At 49.7% G+C, this 21,884-nt stretch carries 12 protein-coding genes; 10 read left to right on the top strand and 2 right to left on the bottom strand.

Annotated features, from left to right (window positions below; genetic code table 11):
• Position 1 precedes the first annotated feature (1 nt).
• The 4 genes from HMPREF0670_RS11595 (at position 2) to tsaE (ending at position 6,276) form a co-directional block, all read left to right on the top strand.
• Positions 2 to 829, top strand: coding sequence for a metal ABC transporter permease (locus HMPREF0670_RS11595; RefSeq protein ID WP_009231344.1), 828 nt, complete (start codon positions 2 to 4; stop codon positions 827 to 829).
• The gene (locus HMPREF0670_RS11590; protein ID WP_044078223.1) at positions 816 to 4,196 is read left to right on the top strand and encodes a hypothetical protein; all 3,381 of its coding nucleotides are present in this window, start codon (positions 816 to 818) and stop codon (positions 4,194 to 4,196) included. Before HMPREF0670_RS11595 ends, HMPREF0670_RS11590 begins: the two co-directional genes overlap by 14 nt.
• Before the next feature lie 2 nt (positions 4,197 to 4,198).
• Entirely contained in the window at positions 4,199 to 5,758 is a 1,560-nt protein-coding gene (locus HMPREF0670_RS11585) for a bifunctional response regulator/alkaline phosphatase family protein (RefSeq protein WP_044078222.1), read from the top strand.
• Positions 5,759 to 5,862: 104 nt separating this feature from the next.
• The gene (gene tsaE, locus HMPREF0670_RS11580; RefSeq protein ID WP_009231341.1) at positions 5,863 to 6,276 is read left to right on the top strand and encodes a tRNA (adenosine(37)-N6)-threonylcarbamoyltransferase complex ATPase subunit type 1 TsaE; all 414 of its coding nucleotides are present in this window, start codon (positions 5,863 to 5,865) and stop codon (positions 6,274 to 6,276) included.
• A 241-nt stretch (positions 6,277 to 6,517) separates the two neighbouring features.
• On the opposite strand, the gene HMPREF0670_RS11575 is transcribed toward tsaE, so the two are convergent.
• Both HMPREF0670_RS11575 and HMPREF0670_RS11570 read right to left on the bottom strand, forming a co-directional pair.
• The gene (locus HMPREF0670_RS11575; RefSeq protein ID WP_009231340.1) at positions 6,518 to 8,242 is read right to left on the bottom strand and encodes an ABC transporter ATP-binding protein; all 1,725 of its coding nucleotides are present in this window, start codon (positions 8,240 to 8,242) and stop codon (positions 6,518 to 6,520) included.
• 25 nt (positions 8,243 to 8,267) lie between these two features.
• Positions 8,268 to 10,022: an ABC transporter ATP-binding protein gene (locus tag HMPREF0670_RS11570; RefSeq protein WP_009231339.1), complete on the bottom strand. Its 1,755-nt coding sequence runs from the start codon at positions 10,020 to 10,022 to the stop codon at positions 8,268 to 8,270.
• Positions 10,023 to 11,078: 1,056 nt separating this feature from the next.
• Here HMPREF0670_RS11570 and HMPREF0670_RS11565 point away from each other — a divergent pair.
• The 6 genes from HMPREF0670_RS11565 to HMPREF0670_RS11535 all read left to right on the top strand — a co-directional run bounded on the left by HMPREF0670_RS11565 (position 11,079) and on the right by HMPREF0670_RS11535 (position 21,808).
• Entirely contained in the window at positions 11,079 to 11,573 is a 495-nt protein-coding gene (locus tag HMPREF0670_RS11565; protein WP_009231338.1) for a DUF4251 domain-containing protein, read from the top strand.
• Positions 11,574 to 11,608: 35 nt separating this feature from the next.
• A complete protein-coding gene (locus HMPREF0670_RS11560) occupies positions 11,609 to 11,857 on the top strand; it encodes a hypothetical protein (RefSeq protein WP_009231337.1) in 249 nt (82 codons plus the stop codon).
• A gap of 1,892 nt (positions 11,858 to 13,749) precedes the next feature.
• Positions 13,750 to 14,994 carry a GTPase HflX gene (gene hflX / locus HMPREF0670_RS11550; RefSeq protein ID WP_009231334.1) on the top strand — a complete coding sequence of 415 codons (1,245 nt, stop codon included), beginning with the start codon at positions 13,750 to 13,752 and terminating at the stop codon, positions 14,992 to 14,994.
• Positions 14,991 to 16,820, top strand: coding sequence for a DUF4954 family protein (locus HMPREF0670_RS11545; RefSeq protein WP_009231333.1), 1,830 nt, complete (start codon positions 14,991 to 14,993; stop codon positions 16,818 to 16,820). Before hflX ends, HMPREF0670_RS11545 begins: the two co-directional genes overlap by 4 nt.
• Before the next feature lie 24 nt (positions 16,821 to 16,844).
• Positions 16,845 to 19,751, top strand: a complete 2,907-nt coding sequence (locus HMPREF0670_RS11540; RefSeq protein ID WP_009231332.1) for a M16 family metallopeptidase — start codon at positions 16,845 to 16,847, stop codon at positions 19,749 to 19,751.
• A 407-nt stretch (positions 19,752 to 20,158) separates the two neighbouring features.
• Positions 20,159 to 21,808 (top strand): fumarate hydratase, encoded by a 1,650-nt coding sequence (locus tag HMPREF0670_RS11535; protein ID WP_009231331.1) that lies wholly within the window; start codon positions 20,159 to 20,161, stop codon positions 21,806 to 21,808.
• The last annotated feature ends 76 nt before the right edge of the window (positions 21,809 to 21,884 follow it).

The following is a 21,884-nucleotide window of genomic DNA, read 5'->3' as shown; positions in this document are numbered from 1 at the left end:
AATGAACATATTAGAATACTCCTTCTTTCAGAACGCCCTCCTAGGCTCGCTCTTGGCTAGTGTGCTGTGTGGGTTTATCGGCACATACATCGTTACAAGGCGGCTGGTGTTCATCAGTGGCGGCATCACGCACGCCTCGTTTGGCGGCATCGGGCTAGGCGTATTCTTAGGCATCAACCCCATACTTTCGGCTATGGTGTTCTCCGTTCTCAGTGCTTTCGGCGTGCAATGGATGTCGCGCAGGGGCGATGTGCGCGAAGACTCGGCCATTGCCGTGTTTTGGACCTTCGGCATGAGCCTAGGCATCATCTGCTGTTTCTTATCTCCGGGGTTCATGCCCGACCTTCCTTCCTTCCTCTTCGGCAGCATTCTCACCATCAGCCAGGCCGACCTTTGGCTGCTAGCCGCACTGCTTGTGGTGGTGTCCATAGTTTTCGCGCTGCTCTATCGCACAATATTAAGTGTGGCTTTCGATGTAGACTTCGCCCGTTCGCAACGCCTGCCCGTGGCGTTTATCGAGTATCTGATGATGGCTCTCATCGCCCTAACCATCGTAAGCACACTCCGCATGGTGGGCATAGTGCTAAGTATCAGCCTGCTTACCATACCCCAGATGTCGGCCAACGTGCTAACGCACAACTTCAAGCACATGATTGCGTGGAGCATTGCCCTCGGTTGGGTAGATTGTCTTATGGGTCTAGGCCTCTCTTACGCCCTCAACGTTCCGTCGGGCGCATCCATTATCTTCGTCAGCATCCTTGTTTATCTGGTGTTAAAGGTGGGCAACGTTGCTTTCAAAAAACGTCAACGCCAACTTGAAACCATTTAAATCCACATATAGCCTTGCCTTGTGGCTCGCCCTCGCGCTGCTACTCGCTGCCTGTTCGGCCAGTAAGAACACGGCACGCAGCAGGTGGTGGCAAGCTTTCAACACCCGTTATAACGTTTACTACAACGGAAACATGGCTTATGTAGACGGTATGTTGGAAAAAGAAAACGGCAACCGAGACAACTATACCGAACTTCTGCCACTCTATCCCGTGGCCAATAAGGGCAGCAAAGAGTTGGGCAAGGGCAACTTCGAGCGCGCTATCCTGAAAAGCGAAAAGGCCATTCAGCTGCATAGCATCAAGCGACGACCCACGTGGGACAAGAAACGGCGCAAGACCCAACGCGACATCGAATGGCTAAACCGCCGCGAATACAATCCTTTCATGTGGCGCGTGTGGATGCTTATGGGGCGTTCGCAGTTTCATAAGGGCGACTTCGACCAAGCCGCATCTACATTTGCCTACATGTCGCGCCTCTATCGCACGCAACCACACATATATGCAAAGGCGCGCGCATGGCTTGCCAAGACCTATATAGAACAGGGATGGATGTACGATGCCGAAGATGTGATACGCAACATGAGCCGCGACTCGATGGATTGGCGTGCAGTTAAGGAGTGGGATTACACGCATACGCTCTATCATCTGCACGCAGGCGAGTGGCAAAAGGCCATACCCTACCTGCAAAAGGTTATCAAACACGAGATGCGGCGCAAGCAACGGGCGCGCCAATGGTTTATCATGGGGCAGCTACAAAGGTTTGTGGGCAATCGCGATGCGGCTTATAAGGCTTTCAGAAAGGCGGCATCGATGCACGTTTCTTACGAACTAGACTTCAATGCACGTATCGCCCAAACCGAAGTTTTGGCGCAAGGACAGGCCAAAAAAATGATTGCCAAGCTGCGCCGAATGGCTACCAACGACAACAATCGCGACTATTTGGACCAAGTGTATTATGCCATCGGCAACATATACCTGGCACAACGCGACACCGCCAACGCCATCGCCGCCTACGAAAACGGCGGAAAGCGAGCCACACGCAATGGTATTGAGAAGGGTGTGCTGATGCTTAAGTTGGGCAATGTGTATTGGCAGAAACAACGCTTTGCGGATGCACGCCGCTGCTACAACGAGGCTCTGGGACTTCTCGATAAAGAACGCCCCGACTACGAAGAACTTTCGCAGCGTTCGAAAGTGCTCGACGAGCTAGTGCCGCACATTGAGGCCGTACAGCTACAAGACTCGCTGCAACTACTGGCCACGATGCCCGAACCACAACGCAACGCCGCCATCGACCGCGTGATTGCTGCCTTAAAGAAGAAAGAAAAAGAAGAACAATACGCGCAAGACGAAGAGACGGCACGCCGTACCATCGCCCGAAACAGTTCTGCATCGAACATGCCCACTACCCAAACGCCCATGCAACGCACGCAACAAGGTGGCGGATGGTACTTCTACAACCCCATCGCCGTGAGTCAAGGCAAGGCCGCCTTCGAGCGACAGTGGGGCAAACGCGACAATGTGGACAACTGGCAACGACTAAACAAGGCCGCCGTAGCACTGAACACGCCCTTAGATGAGCCGTCGGCAGAACAACGCGACTCGATTTTAGCCGAGGAAGCGCGCCGCGACTCCATACAACAGGCCATGCAAACAGCTGAAAACGACCCACATAAACGCGAGTTTTACTTGGCGCAAATTCCTTTTACCGCCGAACAGCGGCAGGCCAGCAACGTATTACTTACCGACGGATTGTTCCATTCGGGCGTGATATTCAAAGACAAACTCGACAATTTGGCACTCTCGGAAAAAGCCTTACGAAGGCTCACCGACAACTATCCGCAGTTCGACAAGATGCCGCAGGCATATTACCACCTTTTCTTACTCTACATGCGAAAGGGCGACAAGGTTACAGCACAGCGTTATGCCGACATGCTGAAACAGCAATACCCCAAGCACGAGCTTACCGAACTGATAACAGACCCCTATTATTTTGCCAACGCACAGCGCGGCGAACATATAGAAGACTCGCTCTACGCCGTAACCTACGACTTCTTCAAAGCCGAAAACTACGCAGCAGTGAAGCGCAACGCAAAGGTATCGGCCACCAAGTTTAAACACGGTGCCAACCGCGACAAGTTCCTATTTGTAGAGGCCTTATCCATGCTACACGCCGGAAATATCGACGCTTGTCTCAATGGTTTGCAAACGTTGGTGGAGCAATTTCCCCAAAGCGAGCTAAGCAAAATGGCCGCCATGATTGTGAACGGCATTAAGGCTGGCAGGCAAGTGCAGGCAGGTGGGTTCGACCTGAACAACGTTTGGCAACGCCGAACGGCTGCTACCAACGCCGCCGACAGCCTGAAAGGCAAGCAGTTTAGCAACGACCGCAACGCCAATTTCCTCTTCGTGATGGCCTACCGCCCCGACTTCGTAGACGAAAACAAGCTGCTTTTCGCCTTGGCCAAATACAATTTCACCAACTATTTGGTGCGAAACTTCGAGATACGAACTGAAACCGACAACGGATTACGCTTGATGATAGTGAGCGGTTTCCGCAATTTCGACGAGGCTTTGCAGTATGCACGCGAGCTACATCGCCAAACGGGCATCGTGGGAAGGCTGAACAATGGGCGCACACTTGTAATAAGCGAAGACAACATGCAGCTACTTGGCAAGGAATTTAGTTTCGACGACTACGACAAATACTACGCCAAGCACTTCGCTCCGCTGAAAGTAAGCACCTTCCGCCTGCTTAACGAGCCTGCCGAAATAGTTCAACCCGAAGTACCAGTACGACTTCCCACCATCGAAGAGATAGATCGCGCGCTGGACAACGACTTTGTTCTGCCCAACGAAAAGGCAACAACAGATGTCGACGAAGACACTTACCCCATAACTGACGAGCCTACGCAAAAGCAAAAGGGAAAGCCCGAAACAAAGCAAAAGGCCGACGATGCAACGGTGATTGAGGCACCACTACCACCCACACGACAGCCCGACGACGGCACAATCGTGATAGAAGACGACACGCCTAGCACCCCAAAAGCCAAGCCAAACACGAATAAGGGGGAGCAAAAGCCGCAACAGCCCACGCAACAAAAGGGCAAAACGCCACAAACCCAAACGCAGCCAAAGGGCAAAACGCCTGTAAAAACAGAGCAAAAGCCCCAAAAGCAACCCACAAAGACCGACAAGAAAGAAGACACGGGCATCGACTTTAAAGACGAACTAGGCAACAAGGGCAAGAAAACCAACCCCAAAAAGACGCCTACCGCTAAGCAAGACAGCACCAAAACGCCTGCCAAGCCCAAGCGAAAAGAGATTGACCCCGATGATGAATATTACGATTTAGAAGGATTTTGACAATGAACAACGGACTGATTTTATGGGCCGACGACGAGATTGAACTGCTCAAAGCCCACATTATATTTCTAGAAAAGAAAGGTTATGAGGTTGTAACCGTGAGCAATGGCATGGATGCACTAGACCAATGCAAGCAACGCAACTTCGACCTTATCATGCTCGACGAGATGATGCCCGGCCTTTCGGGGCTCGAAACGCTGCAACGCATCAAGGAAGTACAGCCTGCTACGCCCGTGGTGATGTGCACCAAGAGCGAAGAAGAGAACATCATGGAACAGGCCATCGGCTCTAAAATAGCCGATTACCTCATCAAACCCGTCAACCCAAGCCAAATATTGCTCACCTTAAAGAAGAACATTCACCGCAAAGAGATTGTTTCTGAGGTTACGCAAACGGGCTATCAGCAAAACTTCCAAGACATTTCGATGCAGATAATGGACTGCAAAACACTCGACGACTGGCGCAAAGTGTATCGCCGTTTGGTGCATTGGGAACTTGAACTAAGCAATACGGGTAGCAGCATGGCCGACATATTGGTTACTCAAAAGGAAGAGGCCAACAACGCCTTTGCCAAATATGTAAAGGCCAATTACATGGATTGGGTGGCCGAAGGCGCATCTACCGCCAACGGGCGCCCCGTAATGAGCCCCGACTTGTTTAAGCATTCCATCTTTCCCTTGCTCGACAAAGGCGAGAAAGTGTTCCTCATCGTACTCGATAACTTTCGTTACGACCAATGGAAAACGCTGGAAAGCGAGATTGGCGACCTCTTCGACATCGACGAAGACATGTACATCAGCATCTTGCCTACCGCAACCCAGTATGCGCGTAACGCCATATTCAGCGGACTTATGCCCAACAAAATTGCGAAAATGTTCCCAGAACTGTGGGTAGACGAGGACGAAGAGGAGGGCAAAAACCTCAATGAAGACCTGCTGATAAAGACACAGATAGACCGTTATCGCCGCCACGACACATTCAGTTACACCAAAGTAAACACGTCGGCAGAGGCAGAAAAGCTGCTCGAACACTTCTCGCAGTTGTCTCAAAACGACCTGAACGTGATGGTGTTCAACTTCATCGACATGCTTTCGCACGCCCGAACAGAGTCGCGCATGGTGCGCGAACTGGCCAATAACGAGTCGGCCTACCGTTCAATCACGCTCAGTTGGTTCCGCCATTCCATTCTCGCCAATCTCTTCAAGTTGCTTTCGCAGAGCGATTTCACCGTGGTTCTCACCACCGATCACGGCTCAATCCGCACCTCAAAACCCATAAAGATAGTGGGCGACCGCAACACCAACACCAACCTACGCTACAAGTTGGGCAAGAATTTGAGCTATAATTCAAAAGAGGTGTTCACCATCAAAGAGCCACATAAGGCCCAACTGCCCTCGCCAAACATCAGCACCAGCTACGTTTTCGCCACGGGCAACAGTTTCTTTGCCTACCCCAACAACTACAATTACTACGTATCCTACTACAAGGATACGTTCCAACATGGGGGCATCAGCATGGAAGAGATGCTCGTTCCGCTAGTCACCATGCGGCGAAGACGATAACATCGCACCACAAACATAGGATAACCCCACATAACACAACCACTTAACAAGTCGCAACAAAGGGTCAACGCGCGCCCAGATGCGGCCATAAACCACAACATACAATGACACTTACAATTACATCGTTGGCCCAAATACACAATGTGGCCAAACAATTTATCGACAATATAGGTACGGGCAAGGTGTTCGCCTTCTACGGAAAGATGGGTTCGGGCAAAACAACTTTCATCAAAGCCGTGTGTGAAGAGTTGGGCGTTACCGACGTTATCACCTCGCCCACCTTTGCCATCGTAAACGAATATCACAGCGAACAGACACCCAAACCCATCTTCCACTTCGACTTTTACCGCATAAAAAAGCTCGAAGAGGTGTACGATATGGGTTACGAAGACTACTTTTACAGCGGCTCTCTCTGTTTCCTTGAATGGCCCGAACTAATCGAAGAGATTTTGCCTGCCGATGTTGTGAAGGTAAAAATCGAAGAACAAGCGGATGGAAGTCGCACGGTGACGTTCTGAAAGCACAACATATTGAAACTGCTCTGCCGCATTAGACTTGTCTAAGCAACGCTGCTGTGTTAGTCCGAATACGGCACCAAAAGCACTGCACCACGTCTCAATGCCGCCTCGTTAGGCCGCATTGGGACGTGGTGCTATTGCTTTATAGTCAACCATCCTTTGCTTTGTCGTCAGCCATCATTTGCTGTGTGACCAACCATCGTTTGCTGTGTGGCCGACCAAAAAACACCTTACAACACGATTAAGAGTCACTCAATTGCAGCCGAACGATACGTGCGAACTCGCCGTTCTCCTTCAACAACTCCTGGGGTGAGCCCTGTTCGCGCACCGTTCCCCCATCCAGAACCACGATATGGTCGGCATTTAGCACCGTGCGCATACGGTGGGCGATTATTACAACCGTTTTATTGCGCACCAGTTCTGATATTCCAGCCTGTATTTTGGTTTCATTCTCGGCATCTACACTGGCTGTGGCCTCGTCTAGCAGTATCACTGGCGCATCTTTCAAGAGTGCTCTCGCAATGGATATGCGCTGGCGTTCGCCTCCCGATAGTGTCTCGCCATTCTCTCCGATGATGGTGTCGTAGCCCTGCGGCATGCTCCTGATGAAGTCGTCGCATTGCGCCAACCGCGCCGCCTGCCGCACTTCGTCGTCGGTGGCATTGCGTTTGCCAATTCGTATGTTGTCGGCAACAGAGGCATTGAACAGCAAAACGTCTTGGAAAACCACTGCATAATTCTTCAACAACGCCTCTGCATCCATCTCGGCGATGTTCTTTCCACCAAGTGTAACCACCCCTTCGTCCACATCCCAAAAGCGTGCGGCAAGCTTGGCAGCCGTACTTTTGCCGCCGCCAGAAGGACCTACCAACGCCGTTACTTGACCTTGGCGGGCAGTGAACGACACATCATGCAACACTTGTTTGCCCATCTCGTAAGAAAAGCTCACTCCACGAAATGCGATGTCGTAACCATTCACCTCCACATCCTTGCTCCCATCGAGTGTGGGCATGGCTTCTATCTGCCTCATTCGCTTAATGCGCACGTCTAAGTAAGACAACACGACCATGTGCGTGCAAACATCTTGTATGGGATTGTAAACCATTGCCGAAACAAGCACAAAGGCCAAATAGACAAACAGCGACACATCGCCGCGCTGCATGAGCCACGCACCCAGCAACAACACTGAGGGCATGCCCAGCTTTAACAGCACAGCAGAGACGTTAACCAAAGAACTGGTCACCAATTCGCTGCTAACCAGAGCCTTTTCGTAGACATTGAGCCTCTCGTCCAGCTGCCTGTCGTACGCCTCTTCGCCATTATATGCCTTAATCTCCTGCACACATTCCAGTCCCTCTTGTATCTGTTCGGTCAGTGCGCGTTTCACTTTGTAGTGCTTAGTGAAAGCCTTATCTATGCTACGCACAGACAAAAGCAACACCAACAAGGCCAGTGGCACGGGCCAGTACACGGCCAGAGCCAGCCTCCAATCGTAAGAAAACAGGCCTATGCCCACCACAACCACGCTTGTGCCGGCGGCGAAAAGCTGGGGCACGGCATGCGAAAAGGTCTCTTCAAGCTGCGCACAATCCTCCATCATGGTGGAGGTCAGGTCAGACAGGTTGTGTTCTCCGAAGAATGCCAGCGGCAAACGGCGAAGCTTTTCGGCCAAGGTTATGCGCCGTTGTGCACTTTCCGCATACACGGTTACGTAGGTGCTGTTATACTGCCACCTGCTAACTACGAACATGATGCACAGGGCAACCAGGGCAAGCAGAAGGTAAAGCCACAGCGATTGGGGCGGCGCGGCACGGCGCACGTCCACATATTCCATCAAGAAGAAAAACAAATAGCTGGGTGGCAACATCAGTGCCACGTTTAACAGCGTAGAGAAGAAAATGCCTCTACGCAGGTCTTTCGCCCCTTTTTCAGACAGGGCGAAACGGTTTTGAAAATATCTAATCATTATTTCTAGCCCCCTTAAGTTGTCGTTATAACCTCCATGCGATGGCCCGTTGGTATTCGTTCCACATGCGGTAGTATCTTCCTTGGCGCCCAATAAGTTCTTCGTGCGTGCCTTGCTCGGCTATTTCTCCATTGTTCAGCACCACAATCCGGTCTGCATCTTGCACGGTGGTAAGCCTATGGGCAATCATCAGCACGGTTTTCCCTTTTGTAAGGTTTGCCAGGGCCCGCCTTATCAAGTGTTCGTTCTCGGGATCGGCAAAGGCGGTTGCCTCGTCTAGCACCACTATGGGCGCATCTTTCAAGATGGCTCGTGCAAGCACCAACCTTTGTTGTTCGCCTCCCGAGAGGTAAGTTCCGTCTGCGCCGATAACCGTATCCAGTCCCTTTGGCAGCCTATTCACTATTTCGCGACTTTGAGACAGGTCCACGGCACGGTTTATCTGCTCGATGGTTGCCCCCTCATTGCCATAGCGCAGGTTGTCCAGCAGTGAGGTTTTAAACAGGCGTGTGTTTTGGAAAACGAACGACACGCATTGCATCAGCTCCGCCTTGTGTACCTGCCTAACGTCCACCCCGCCTATGCTTACGCTGCCCTCGCACACGTCCCAGAAACGTGGCACCAGCCGTGCGAGGGTTGTTTTGCCACTGCCCGAAGCTCCCACGATGGCCGTTGTGCTTCCCTGAGACATGTCTAGGCAAACGCGGTGCAGTGCCTCTTTCTCCGCATCTCCGTATTTAAAGCTCACCTTGTCTAGGCAAATGCCGTACGAAGTGATTTTTCGCGGTTCGCTGCTGATGGGCAATGGGGTAGCCTCGGTTAGCCTTTCCAGCCTTTCTATAGCCTCGTTGGCCATGAACAAGCTTTGCATAAGGTGCATCATCCGCATCACGTTAAGCCCGATTATCGGGGCGATGAGCACGTATAAGAACATGTTGGCGATGACGACAGCAGCATTTCGCCCGTGCCCTATCATCACGATGCCCACAGGTACGAGCACAAAGGCGAAGGCGTTGATGGCCACGATGTAGAAAGACATAGGCGTACGCCACACCAGGGTGTACTTAATAACGAGGTCTCGATAGGCGATGATGCTGTTGTAGAAACGTTTGAACGAGAAAACTGTTTGTTGGAACACTTTTACAACGGGTATTCCCCGCACGTACTCAACCGCCTCTGCACCCATCCGCTCTTGCGCATCCAGGTATAGTCGCTGAAACTGGTTGTTCTTGGGGTTCATCATAAAGCCCATTATGCCGAAGGCGCATACGATGGGAACAAGCGCAGCCAAGCCCAACTGCCAGTCTACGGCGAGCAACAGCGCGACAACACCCAGCGGCGAGACGATGCTGCCCGCCACATCGGGCAGTATGTGGGCCACGAAGGTGTGCGTTTGGCTCGAGTCTTCATCGATAACCTTGCGCATGCCACCCGTGTTATGGGTGTCGAAAAAGCCCAATGGCGCCCGCATCAAAGCGTGCATGGCCTGCCGCCGCATGTTGGTTTCCACGCGGAAAGCCGCTAGGTGAGACAGTGCTAGCGCCAAGAAGTAGAGCAACACGTTGAATACAGACACGGCAAAGGCGGCAAGGGCGTAGTTCCACACGGGCGTGGCGGCCAGATTGCCACCAGTGGTGAGCAGCGTGCGCACCACCAGCCACACCAAGACAAAGGGAACAAGCGACAATAGCCCGTTTATGGCCGACAAAGCCACCGAAAGCGGCAGCAAAGCCTTGCGCCTGCCCATGTAGTTTCCCAGTCGTTTAAGTACTTTTATCATTTTGTTAGTCGCATTTGTTGTTTACTTATGCCCCCACTTAAAGCCTCTTGCCCCGTTTCGGAACGGTTTACATGGCGGCATACAATGTTTCTTGTTTTTATTTGGCACGCTTAGCCCACTCCGCACGTCCGCCTTATGGTAGTGTTCGGCTAGGTATTGCGGAGTGTCGGCAAGCTTGTTTCTGCCTGTTTGCACAGCTTCATTATACCATACGCCAAGCCCAACCAGCCCTTTTGTAGGCCTTTTGCCCCAAATTTCATTAAGTTTGGCAACGCATGGTGGCGAAGCCCAAGGACAGCGTGCGGCAACAGGCCTCTAATTAGGTAGCGTGCGGAATATTTTTAATGTTTATGTTGCTTATGCTGGCTGTTCTTAGTTGTTTACAAAGGTATCATTTAAAATCCAAATAACGGACAAATGAGAAAGGAAAAAACGGCCAATCGTAACTTATAAGGAGGGCCGTATGCCAATTTTCCCTATCGCGTTTCAAGGCTTTTCCCCACCGGCCTACAAACAATTCCTTATCGCGAGGTTTGTTTTTAGTGGCAAAATGGAGATTGTTGCATGGGTGTCGTCAGGCCAATTAACAAATGTTTGGCGTACAACTTGTGCAGAGAAATGCACTGTTAGCACCTGAAAGCCCTGCGAAGTGCGGCTTATTGCAGGACTGTACGCTGCTATTGTACGGCAAACAGAAGTTACAAGCCATTCTTTCCTAATAGAAAACACGTGCCTTGCATGGGCGAAAAGGCAGTTAAAGCGGAGAAGAATAGGGCATAGAAAGCAACAAGTGGGATTGAAATACTTGTTGGGAGGAGGGCAACCAGAAAGGCTAAGTAACACAACGGTTCTACACGCCATACCGCCCGAGCCTAGGAAAACTACTGGTAAAAATTGTTTAAATTAGCCGCAACACCTTGCATAAGTCGCAGAATTGGCGTAACTTAGGGCACGCTCACACTCGGAGAGGCAGGCCTAACCATGTTGGTCATGCACCTCACGATGAGAAAATGTGGGCGGAGAACACCACAATAAGAACCTATAAAGGATGCTGATATGAAACAAGTGATAGGAGTTGCCGTGGCCATAGCACTGCTGGCAGGCTGCGCAGGAACGCGAAACTTATCGCCCGAAAAGGCGAAAAGGCAGGCCGAAATGGCACAAAAGGTAAACGAAGGCCTAGAAAAGCAACAATATACAATAGAGGTAAGCCACGTATATCCCATGCGAATGCAGGCCAAAGCCTTGTCTTACGGCTATTACATCAAGGTATCGGGCGACTCCATTTATTCGTACCTGCCCTATTTCGGGCATGCCTACCGCGTGCCGTATGGCGGAGGAAAGGCACTAGACTTTGCCGAAAAGATGACCGACTACACCACAACCAAAGGCAAAGACGGACGAATGAATATCGAAATAAAGGTAAACAACCGCGAAGACCGCTATGCCTATCACCTGGAAGTGTACGATAACGGACACGCCTACATCGATGTTTCGGCCGACGAACGCGACCGAATTGGCTTTGCTGGAATGATGAACGTGGGGCGATAAGGGGAATGACGAAATGCTTATTAAAAGGATGACGTATGGAGGCGGACCTGTCTTATTGGCGATTTATTGAAGAATGGCATCCCAAGTATTGGTCGGACGACAGGGTGCTTCTTTGCGATATTCTTTTTCGCCACTTGGAAAAAGAAGATGTTGATGAAGATGATAAAAAGTGGATCGCAAAAGACTTTAACTCGAATGAAGAAATTGTACACGAGCTAAAACGCTTGGAAAAAGACCTTTATTTGGAAAGTCTTGATAATTATTATGAGCGGTTGCTCGCCTAAAATGAGTTTGTCGTATTGAGAGGAGTTTGTTGTCTTTGTGATGCCAGCACAAGATAAACACCACGCTCATATTACGAAGAGCAGGATAAATCAACTCACTAGCTTGATAAACTCACAAAAACACCAACAAATCCCGAATACATCAACACATCAATTTACGAGTTCATCAACTCATAAATTCAAAAGCCCATCAACTCACCAACCTACAATTTCATTAACTCAAAAAATCAAAACCCACCAACTCACGAACTCAAAAGCCCATCAACTAACAAACTTACAAGCTCACCAACTCATCAACTCGCTAACTTGTCAACTGGCTAAGGTGAAAAATGGCTGCGCCCACTAGCCTTGTCAACTCGTTAACGTGTTAACCTATCAACTGGCTAAGGTAAGAACAGGCTGCGCACAATAGCCTTGTCAACTCGTTAACTTGTCAACCTGTCAACTGACTAGGGTGAAAAATGGCTGCGCACAATAACCTTATCAACTCGTTAACGTGTTAACTTGTCAATAGGCTAAGGAGAAAACTGGCTGCGCCCACTAGCCTTGTCAACTTGTTAACTAGTCAACTTGTCAACTCAAAATAATTAAATTTTATTTTACAACAGCCCTCTAATTTTCACTCCGTTCTAGCGAAAAAACAGGTTAAAAGGCAGGTAAATAACTACCATTTCAGACCTTTCACATCTTTCAGCTTGTCCGTTTTTAAGAAGAAAACCCATATTTTGCACCATTTTGCCTTTCTAGATTGGTTGCCAACCCGTATTTTTTCAACCCCCAATTACCCACTTTTAGCCCCCAAAACCCACTTTTTAGCGGTTATTTTACCCTTTTTGGCCATGTGTTTCATGGTTCGAAGAGGTTTTGTTTATACACTTTCAGTGGATATTTATGCTTTTCATACCGCATTAAGCACCATTTAGCACTGCGTTTTGCACCCTTTTACCCTGCATTTAGCACCAAAATGCACCACGTTTAGCACCAAATAGCACTGCGTTTAGCACCAAAATGCACTGCGTTTTGGTACTAAATGCAGGGTATTTTACTGCAAATAGCCCAAAGGTTGGTGCAAATGGCGGTCCTTTGGAATATAAATTCATTTTACCACATTCACATGCTGACCCCTTTTTGTATCAAAACGAACCTTCGCGAGAATCGATTTTTTGCGACAAGGTGAGCACTTGGTGGATAAAAAAGGGCACTTATGAGGTTAAATGTCTTACTAAAAACTGGACAAAAGTGCTTATGCCGCATACCAACACGTGAGCAACGGCACAGAAACCACATACACTTACTATCGACAGCGCGAGCAGTTGCCAGGCATGTTGCTCACGGCCAACGGACACAGCACTATGGAAACGCAGAAGTAAAGCCGCCATTAACGGCCAGTTTTCAACTTGTAGATGGTGCATTGAATGCTTTCTGCCAAGTTGCTTTTTTGAAACATAACCACGACTTGCCACAAGCAAAAGGGGGCAGGATTTCAGATTTTATCGTACCTTTGTACCTACCCCGCACATGGGCGGAGTGTTTATCGTGGTTTTACAGCACAAAGGGCATAAACCCCTCTCCATTTATAAGAATATTAAAAGTCAAGACATCTTCACGGTTGAGAATAACAAACAATGCCACGAAAGTAGGATTGTTGAGGAGACTTTTTATGTCAGTAGCCGCGACAAGTAAGTTTACAAAATGGGCAATTGGCAAGTTCCTGCGGAGGCGAGTTAACCTAGTAGCTACCAACTTGTAACCGAAAGAACACGCAAAGCTATCAAATGGTAAAGCCGCCCACACGCACATTGGAAAGAAAAACACGATGCAAGGCTTTGTAGTTTTAGGTTTTTGCACTATATTTGCACTTAATATAGACTAGATGCAATAAGACACCTAAAATGAAAGAATTTGTAATATCCGAGGTTAAAGCCGAAACCGCCGTGCTGGTGGGGCTGATAACGCAACAGCAAAACGAGGCCAAGACCAAAGAATATCTCGACGAATTGGAGTTTTTGGCCGACACGGCAGGCGCCGTTACGGTGAAACGTTTCACCCAAAGGCTTAATGCGCCTAGTATGGTTACATACGTGGGCAAAGGCAAACTCGAAGAGATAAAACAATATATACTGGCCGAAGAAGAGGCCGAACGCGAAGTGGGAATGGTTATTTTCGACGATGAGTTGTCGGCTAAACAAATGCGCAACATCGAAAAAGAACTGAACGTGAAGATATTGGACCGCACTTCGCTCATCCTCGACATCTTCGCCATGCGTGCGCAAACGGCAAATGCCAAAACGCAAGTGGAGCTGGCGCAATACAGATACATGCTGCCCAGGCTGCAACGACTGTGGACTCACCTTGAAAGACAAGGCGGCGGTTCGGGTAGTGGTGGCGGAAAAGGCTCGGTGGGACTACGTGGACCAGGTGAAACGCAGCTCGAAATGGACCGCCGAATTATCCTCTCGCGGATGGCTTTGCTGAAAGAACGATTGGCAGAGATTGACAAACAAAAGACAACGCAACGCAAAAACCGCGGACGAATGGTGCGCGTGGCACTGGTGGGCTACACCAACGTGGGCAAAAGCACCATCATGAACCTGCTTGCAAAAAGCGAAGTGTTTGCCGAAAACAAGCTTTTCGCCACGCTCGACACGACAGTAAGGAAGGTGGTGGTTGAAAATCTGCCCTTCCTCTTGGCCGATACCGTGGGCTTTATACGCAAGTTGCCCACCGATTTGGTTGACTCGTTTAAGTCGACACTAGACGAAGTGCGCGAGGCCGACTTGCTTGTGCACGTGGTAGACATATCGCATCCCGACTTTGAGGAGCAGATTGCGGTGGTGGAAAAGACACTAACCGAACTGGACTGCGCCGACAAGCCCAGCATGATTGTGTTTAACAAGATTGACAACTACACCTTCGTGAAGAAAGATGAGGACGACCTTACACCCGCAACAAAGGAAAATATGACCCTCGACGACCTGAAACGAACGTGGATGGCACGGCTAAACGACAACTGCATATTTATTTCGGCACGCGAAAAAACCAATGTCGACGAACTAAGAGACAGGCTATACGCCAAAGTTCGCGAACTGCACGTGCAGAAATATCCCTATAACGACTTTTTATACGAAATGGAATGATGTACCGATTACTTACCGATGAGGAAATAACCCTGCTAGAAGACCACGGCTGTCAGGCCGAGAACTGGGAGGCAATTATGGTGGCTGAAGACTTCAAGCCCACCTATGTGCACGACGTTACCTTTTATGGCGACATCAAACTGGGCGTGTTCGAGAAGAACATCGAGGTTAGTAGAGGGTTCCTTAAACACTCGGGCTTGCGCAATGCCACGCTCCGCAACGTGTGCATTGGCGACAACAGCCTGGTGGAGAACATCGGTAACTACATCAACAACTATACCATCGGCGAAGAATGCTACATCTCTAACGTTAGCACGATGGAGACAACGGAGGGCGCGACGTATGGCGAAGGCAACCTCATATCGGTGCTTAACGAGGTGGGCGAAGGCAATGTTACGCTCTTCGATGGGCTGAATAGCCAGCTGGCCGCATTCATGGTGAAACACAATGCCGACAGAGAACTGCGCGAAAGGCTTAGGCAAATGATTGCCGAAGAGCTTGAACGCGCCCTACCCGACCGCGGAACGATTGGCTTTGGCGTGAAGATAGTGAACACGCGCGAGGTGGTGAACACCATCGTACAAGACAATTGCGAGGTGAATGGCGCGGCAAGGCTATTCGATTGCTCGCTGCTTAGCGCGGCAGGTTCGGGCGTATATGTGGGCAGCGGCGTTATTTGCGAGAACTCTATCGTGGCCGACGGCTCTTCGATAACCAACGATTGCAACCTGCAAGACTGCTATGTGGGCGAGGCTTGCCAGCTAACCAATGGCTTTACGGCATCGGCCAGCGTGTTTTTTGCCAACAGCTACATGAGCAACGGCGAGGCCTGCGCCGCCTTTTGCGGTCCGTTCACGGCCAGCCATCATAAAAGTTCGCTGCTCATTGGGGCCATGTTCTCATTCTATAACGCAGGTTCGGCCACCAATTTCAGTAATCATGCCTACAAGATGGGGCCCATGCACTACGGCATTTTGGAGCGCGGAACAAAGACGGCAAGCGGTGCTTACATCCTAATGCCGGCCAACATCGGGGCTTTCTCGGTGTGTTTTGGCAAGCTAATGCACCATCCCGACACGCGCAACATCCCCTTTTCGTACCTCATTGCCTATGGCGACATCATGTATCTTGTGCCGGGGCGCAACCTAAACACCGTGGGCTTGTATCGCGATGTGCGCAAATGGCCCAAGCGCGACATACGTCCACGCAGCGGACAAAAAAGCATTGTGAACTTTACTTGGCTTAGTCCGTTCACCGTTAACGAGATGTTGCAAGGCAAACATATTCTAGAAAAACTGCGCGAAGCCCAAGGCGAGAACGTGGCCGAATACAATTTCAGGGGATACGTGATAACCAACAACTCGCTAAACATCGGTTTGCGCAACTACGACATGGCCATCAAGATGTTCTTGGCGCGCTGTGTACGGAAGTATGGACCAACCGAACCCGCATCGACCACCGGCTGGAAGCAGTGGAGCGACCTGTCGGGTCTGCTGCTGCCAGAAAGCGAAGAGCTTAGACTAATTGAAGAAATAAAGAACCGCGAAATAACCGACATACAACGAGTAACCGAACGTTTCGGCGAGATTGGCGAGCGTTACGAGCAATACGAATGGGCCTTCGCCTATCGTCTGATAAACGAATACTACGGCATCGCACAGCCTAGGCACGCCGATTGGCAAGACATCATCGACCAAGGGCGCGAGGCCAAGCGGCAATGGATTGCCACAATAAGGGAAGATGCCTTGAAGGAGTACAAGTTGGGCGATGTGGAAGAGGATGTATATCGCGGATTTGTGGAACAGCTAAATAAGGAAACCGAATAATATCAACAAAACAAATCTTATCGTATGAGCATTAAATCGATTTTGGTTGTCTTGCTCCTCACAGGAGCGGCAACAGCCATGCAAGCAAAAGATTACAAGTACCAAACGGTGAAGGGCGACCCAACGGGAACGCGCATCTACACCTTGGACAACGGACTGCGCGTGTATCTCTCGGTAAATAAAGAGACACCACGCATTCACACCTACATAGCGGTAAAGACGGGAAGCAGAAACGACCCCGCCGAAACTACGGGCTTGGCACACTATCTGGAACACCTGATGTTTAAGGGAACAAAACAATTCGGCACAACCGATGCCGAAAAAGAAGCACCCTTGCTGAAAGACATCGAAGAAAGGTACGAGAAATACCGCACACTTACCGACCCCGAACAGCGCAAAAAGGCCTACCACGGCATAGACAGCGTGTCGCAATTGGCTGCCAAATACTTCATCCCCAACGAGTACGACAAGCTGATGTCGTCTATCGGAGCCGAAAAAACCAACGCATACACCAGCAACGACGTTACGTGTTACACGGAAGACATCCCTGCTAACGAAGTGGACAACTGGGCAAAGATACAGGCTGACCGTTTCCAAAACATGGTTATACGCGGTTTCCACACCGAGTTGGAGGCCGTTTACGAGGAATATAACATCGGACTTACACGCGATGGCAACAAAGTTTGGCAAGCCATTTCGAAGTTGTTAACACCTACACACCCCTACGGAACGCAGACTACCATCGGTACACAAGAGCATTTGAAAAATCCTTCGATTGTAAATATCAAGAATTACTTCAACCGTTACTACGTTCCCAACAACGTGGCCATCTGCATGGCGGGCGACATGGACCCTGATAAGGTTATCGCCACCATCGACAAATATTTCGGTTCGTGGAAGAAAAGCGAGAGCCTCTCCTTCCCACAGTTCCCCAAACAAAAGCCACTTACGGCCCCGAAAGACACCACCGTTGTGGGTCCGGAGGCCGACGAGCTGATGATGGCATGGCGATTTGACGGCGGTAAGTCGCTACAAGGCGACACTTTGGACGTGATTGCCAACATCCTAAGCAACGAAAAGGCCGGACTGATGGACATTAACCTGGCGCAAAAGATGAAATATCTTGGCGGCGGCAGCATATCTTTTCAGCTAGCCGAATATGGTTTGCTGGGATTATGGGCATCGCCCAAAGAGGGACAGAGCCTTGACGACGTGAAAAAACTTGTTTTGGGAGAAGTAGAGAACTTAAAGAAAGGTAACTTCTCCGACAACCTCTTGCCCGCCGTTATCAACAATATGAAATTGGAGTACTATCACGCGCTAGAAAAGAACAAAGACCGAGCCGACCAATTTGTAGACGCCTTTATCAACGGCAAAGACTGGCAGACCGTGGTTGGAAGGCTCGACCGCATATCGAAGATGACCAAGGCACAGATTGTGGCCTTTGCCAATAAGCACCTGAACAACAACTACGCGGTGGTTTACAAGCGACAAGGCGAAGACACCACACAAAAGAAAATAGACAAACCGCAGATAACGCCCATCCCTTCGAACCGCGATTTGCAAAGCGACTTCGTGAAAGAAATCATCGCCAGCAAGACTACGCCCATAGAACCGCGCTTTGTAGACTTTAACAAAGACCTAGTAAAGACGAAGACGAAGAAAGGTTTGCCCGTGCTTTACGTGCCAAACAAGGACAACGGACTGTTTACTTTGGCCTTCCATTACGACTTTGGAAAGGAAGCCGACAAGCGTTTGGACATCGCAACCGAGTATCTGGACTATCTTGGTACCAACAAATTGACGCCCGAACAGGTGAAACAACGTTTCTATCAACTGGCTTGCGATTACAGCATATCAGCAGGAGCCGACAATTTGAACATCACCATCACCGGCCTTAATGAGAACATGCCCAAGGCTTTGTGGCTGGTTGAACACCTATTGGCCAATGCTAAGGTAGACAACGCCGCCTACAAGCAACTCGTAGAATTGGTAAAGAAGGGACGCAAAGACAGCCGAAGCAACCAAGTGTCCAACTTCATGGCCCTCGCGGCTTACGGCATGTATGGCCCATACAACACCGTTCGTAACGTGATGACTAACGCCGAGCTAGACAAAACAAACCCGCAAAGCCTGCTCAACCTGCTTAAAGGCCTGCGGAACTACAAGCACGAGGTGCTTTATTGCGGACAATCTACCCCCGAAGAATTGGTAAAAGCAGTTGACGAAAATCACGCCATCGGCAAGACACTGGCCAACGTACCACAAAACAAGGCCTACACCAAGGTGCAAACCAAAGAAAACGCGGTGTGGATTGCACCCTACGAGGCCAAAAACATCTACATGATGCTGTACAACAACAGCGGAAAAGGCTGGAACTTAGAACAGCGTCCGGTGGTGTACCTGTTTAACGAATACTTTGGAACAGGTATGAACAGCATCGTTTTCCAAGAGCTAAGGGAAACTCGCGGATTGGCATACAGTGCCTCCGCACGCTATAACACACCTTCGAGAGTGGGCGAAACGGAGTCGCTACAAGCCAACATCATCAGTCAGAACGACAAGATGATGGACTGTGTGCGCGCCTTTAACAGCATCATCGATGAAATGCCACAAAGCGACAAGGCCTTCGAACTGGCCAAACAGGCTTCGATGAAACGCATCGCCACCGAACGTACCACCAAGTTTGGCATCATCAACGCTTATCTGCAAGCACGTAGGTTGGGGCTGGATTTCGACATCAAAGAACGCATTTACAATGCGCTGCCCAAGATTACGCTCAAAGAGATGGTTGAATTTGAAAAGCAGACAATGGCCAAAAAGCCCCTGCGTTATCTCATTCTAGGCGACGAGAAAAACCTCGACATGAAGGGATTGGAGAAGATTGGCAAGATAAAAAAGGTAACAACCCAAGAGATATTTGGATATTAAGTAGTGAGGTTGGGAGATGCTGAGTTTGTAAGTTCATAAGTTTGTGAGGTTGTTTATCCATTCCTCGCATGCGCAATGAACTTACATACTTATGCGGCCAAAGGCTAATGAGCTTGCAAACACATGAACTTGGAGACCCCAAAAGCCATTGGTTTAAGGCCGGTTCTAAAAATTACCTTTGCTGTATTTTAACTTTTTAGCTGAGCAGGTTTTGCTTACTTCTTGAAGGAGCATGGTGAACTATGTGACTGAAAGAGAAAGCAAAAGATGCTCAGATAAAAGCAAAAAGACAGTGAAGAGCAATACAAGGAACAACAATTGAACCTTTGCGGGGAATTTTTAGAACATGCCTTAACTCCTTAACTTCTTAATTCCTTAGCTCCCTATTAAATATAAATACAAACATTATGGCACAAACACCCGAATTTAAGTACGCTCCCATGTTTCAGTTAGGCAAAGACGAAACAGAGTATTACCTGCTCACAAAGGACGGCGTATCGGTTAGCGAATTTGAAGGAAACGAGATTTTGAAAGTGTCTCCCAAGGCACTGACGATGCTCACCAACACCGCTTTCCGCGATGTTAACTTCCTTTTAAGGCGCGAACACAACGAACAAGTTGCAAAAATACTTACAGACCCCGAAGCCAGCGACAACGACAAGTATGTGGCGCTGACCTTTCTTCGCAATGCAGAAGTGGCGGCAAAGGGCAAATTGCCTTTCTGCCAAGACACAGGAACGGCCATCATTCACGGCGAAAAGGGACAACACGTGTGGACAGGTTTCTGCGATGAGGAGGCTCTCTCTAAGGGCGTGTACAAAACTTACACGGAAGAGAACCTGCGCTACTCGCAAAACGCACCCCTCAACATGTACGATGAGGTGAACACACGCTGCAACCTACCTGCACAAATAGACATCGAGGCCACTGAAGGCGAAGAATATCGTTTCCTTTGCGTGGTGAAAGGCGGTGGGTCGGCCAACAAAACTTACTTTTATCAGCAAACAAAGGCCTTGCTGCAAAACCCAGGAACGCTGGTGCCTTTCCTCATCGACAAGATGAAAAGCCTTGGAACGGCAGCTTGTCCGCCATACCATATCGCCTTCGTTATCGGTGGAACGAGTGCCGAAAAGAACCTGCTCACCGTGAAGTTGGCCTCAACGCACTTCTACGACTCGCTACCCACCACGGGCGACGAGACGGGGCGCGCCTTCCGCGATGTGGAATTGGAGAAACAATTGCTGGAAGAAGCCTACAAAATTGGGCTTGGGGCACAATTCGGCGGCAAGTATTTTGCCCACGATGTACGCGTGGTGCGCTTGCCAAGACATGGTGCATCGTGTCCTGTTGGCATGGGCGTAAGCTGCTCGGCCGACCGAAACATCAAGGCAAAGATAAATAAAGACGGCATTTGGATTGAGAAATTGGACGACAATCCCGGTGAACTGATTCCCGAAGAAATGCGTCATGCAGGCGAAGGAAACGCTGTGAAGGTAGACCTAGACAAGCCAATGGCCGAGATTCTCAAAGAGTTGAGCAAGTATCCCGTATCTACGCGCCTCAGTCTGAATGGTACCATCATCGTGGCACGCGACATCGCGCACGCCAAACTGAAAGCACGACTAGACGAAACGGGCGACCTACCACAATATTTTAAGGACTATCCCGTGCTTTATGCTGGCCCAGCGAAAACGCCAGAAGGCCTTCCATGCGGCTCGATGGGCCCAACTACGGCCAACCGTATGGACCCATACGTTGACGAATTCCAAGACCACGGCGGCTCAATGATTATGATTGCCAAGGGAAACCGCACCCAAGTTGTTACCGACGCTTGCAAAAAGCATGGCGGTTTCTATCTGGGAAGTATCGGCGGCCCTGCTGCGGTGCTGTCGTTAAACTCTATTAAGAGCATCGAGTGCGTGGAATTCCCAGAGATTGGCATGGAAGCGGTGTGGAAAATTAGGGTAGAAAACTTCCCTGCCTTCATCCTCGTAGACGATAAGGGCAACGATTTCTTCACCCAGCTTAAGCCATGGAACCCTACGTGCAATCACTGATTTGCACGCATGAGCATACATCGAGAAAGCGGGATGGTTATGAGAACCATCCCGCTTTTTATGTTAACCCATTTGC

This window comes from Prevotella sp. oral taxon 317 str. F0108 (genome assembly GCF_000162415.1).
Lineage (GTDB): Bacteria > Bacteroidota > Bacteroidia > Bacteroidales > Bacteroidaceae > Prevotella > Prevotella conceptionensis.
The sequence above is the reverse complement of the archived record's forward strand: the minus strand, read 5'-3'. Positions and strand labels throughout refer to the sequence as shown.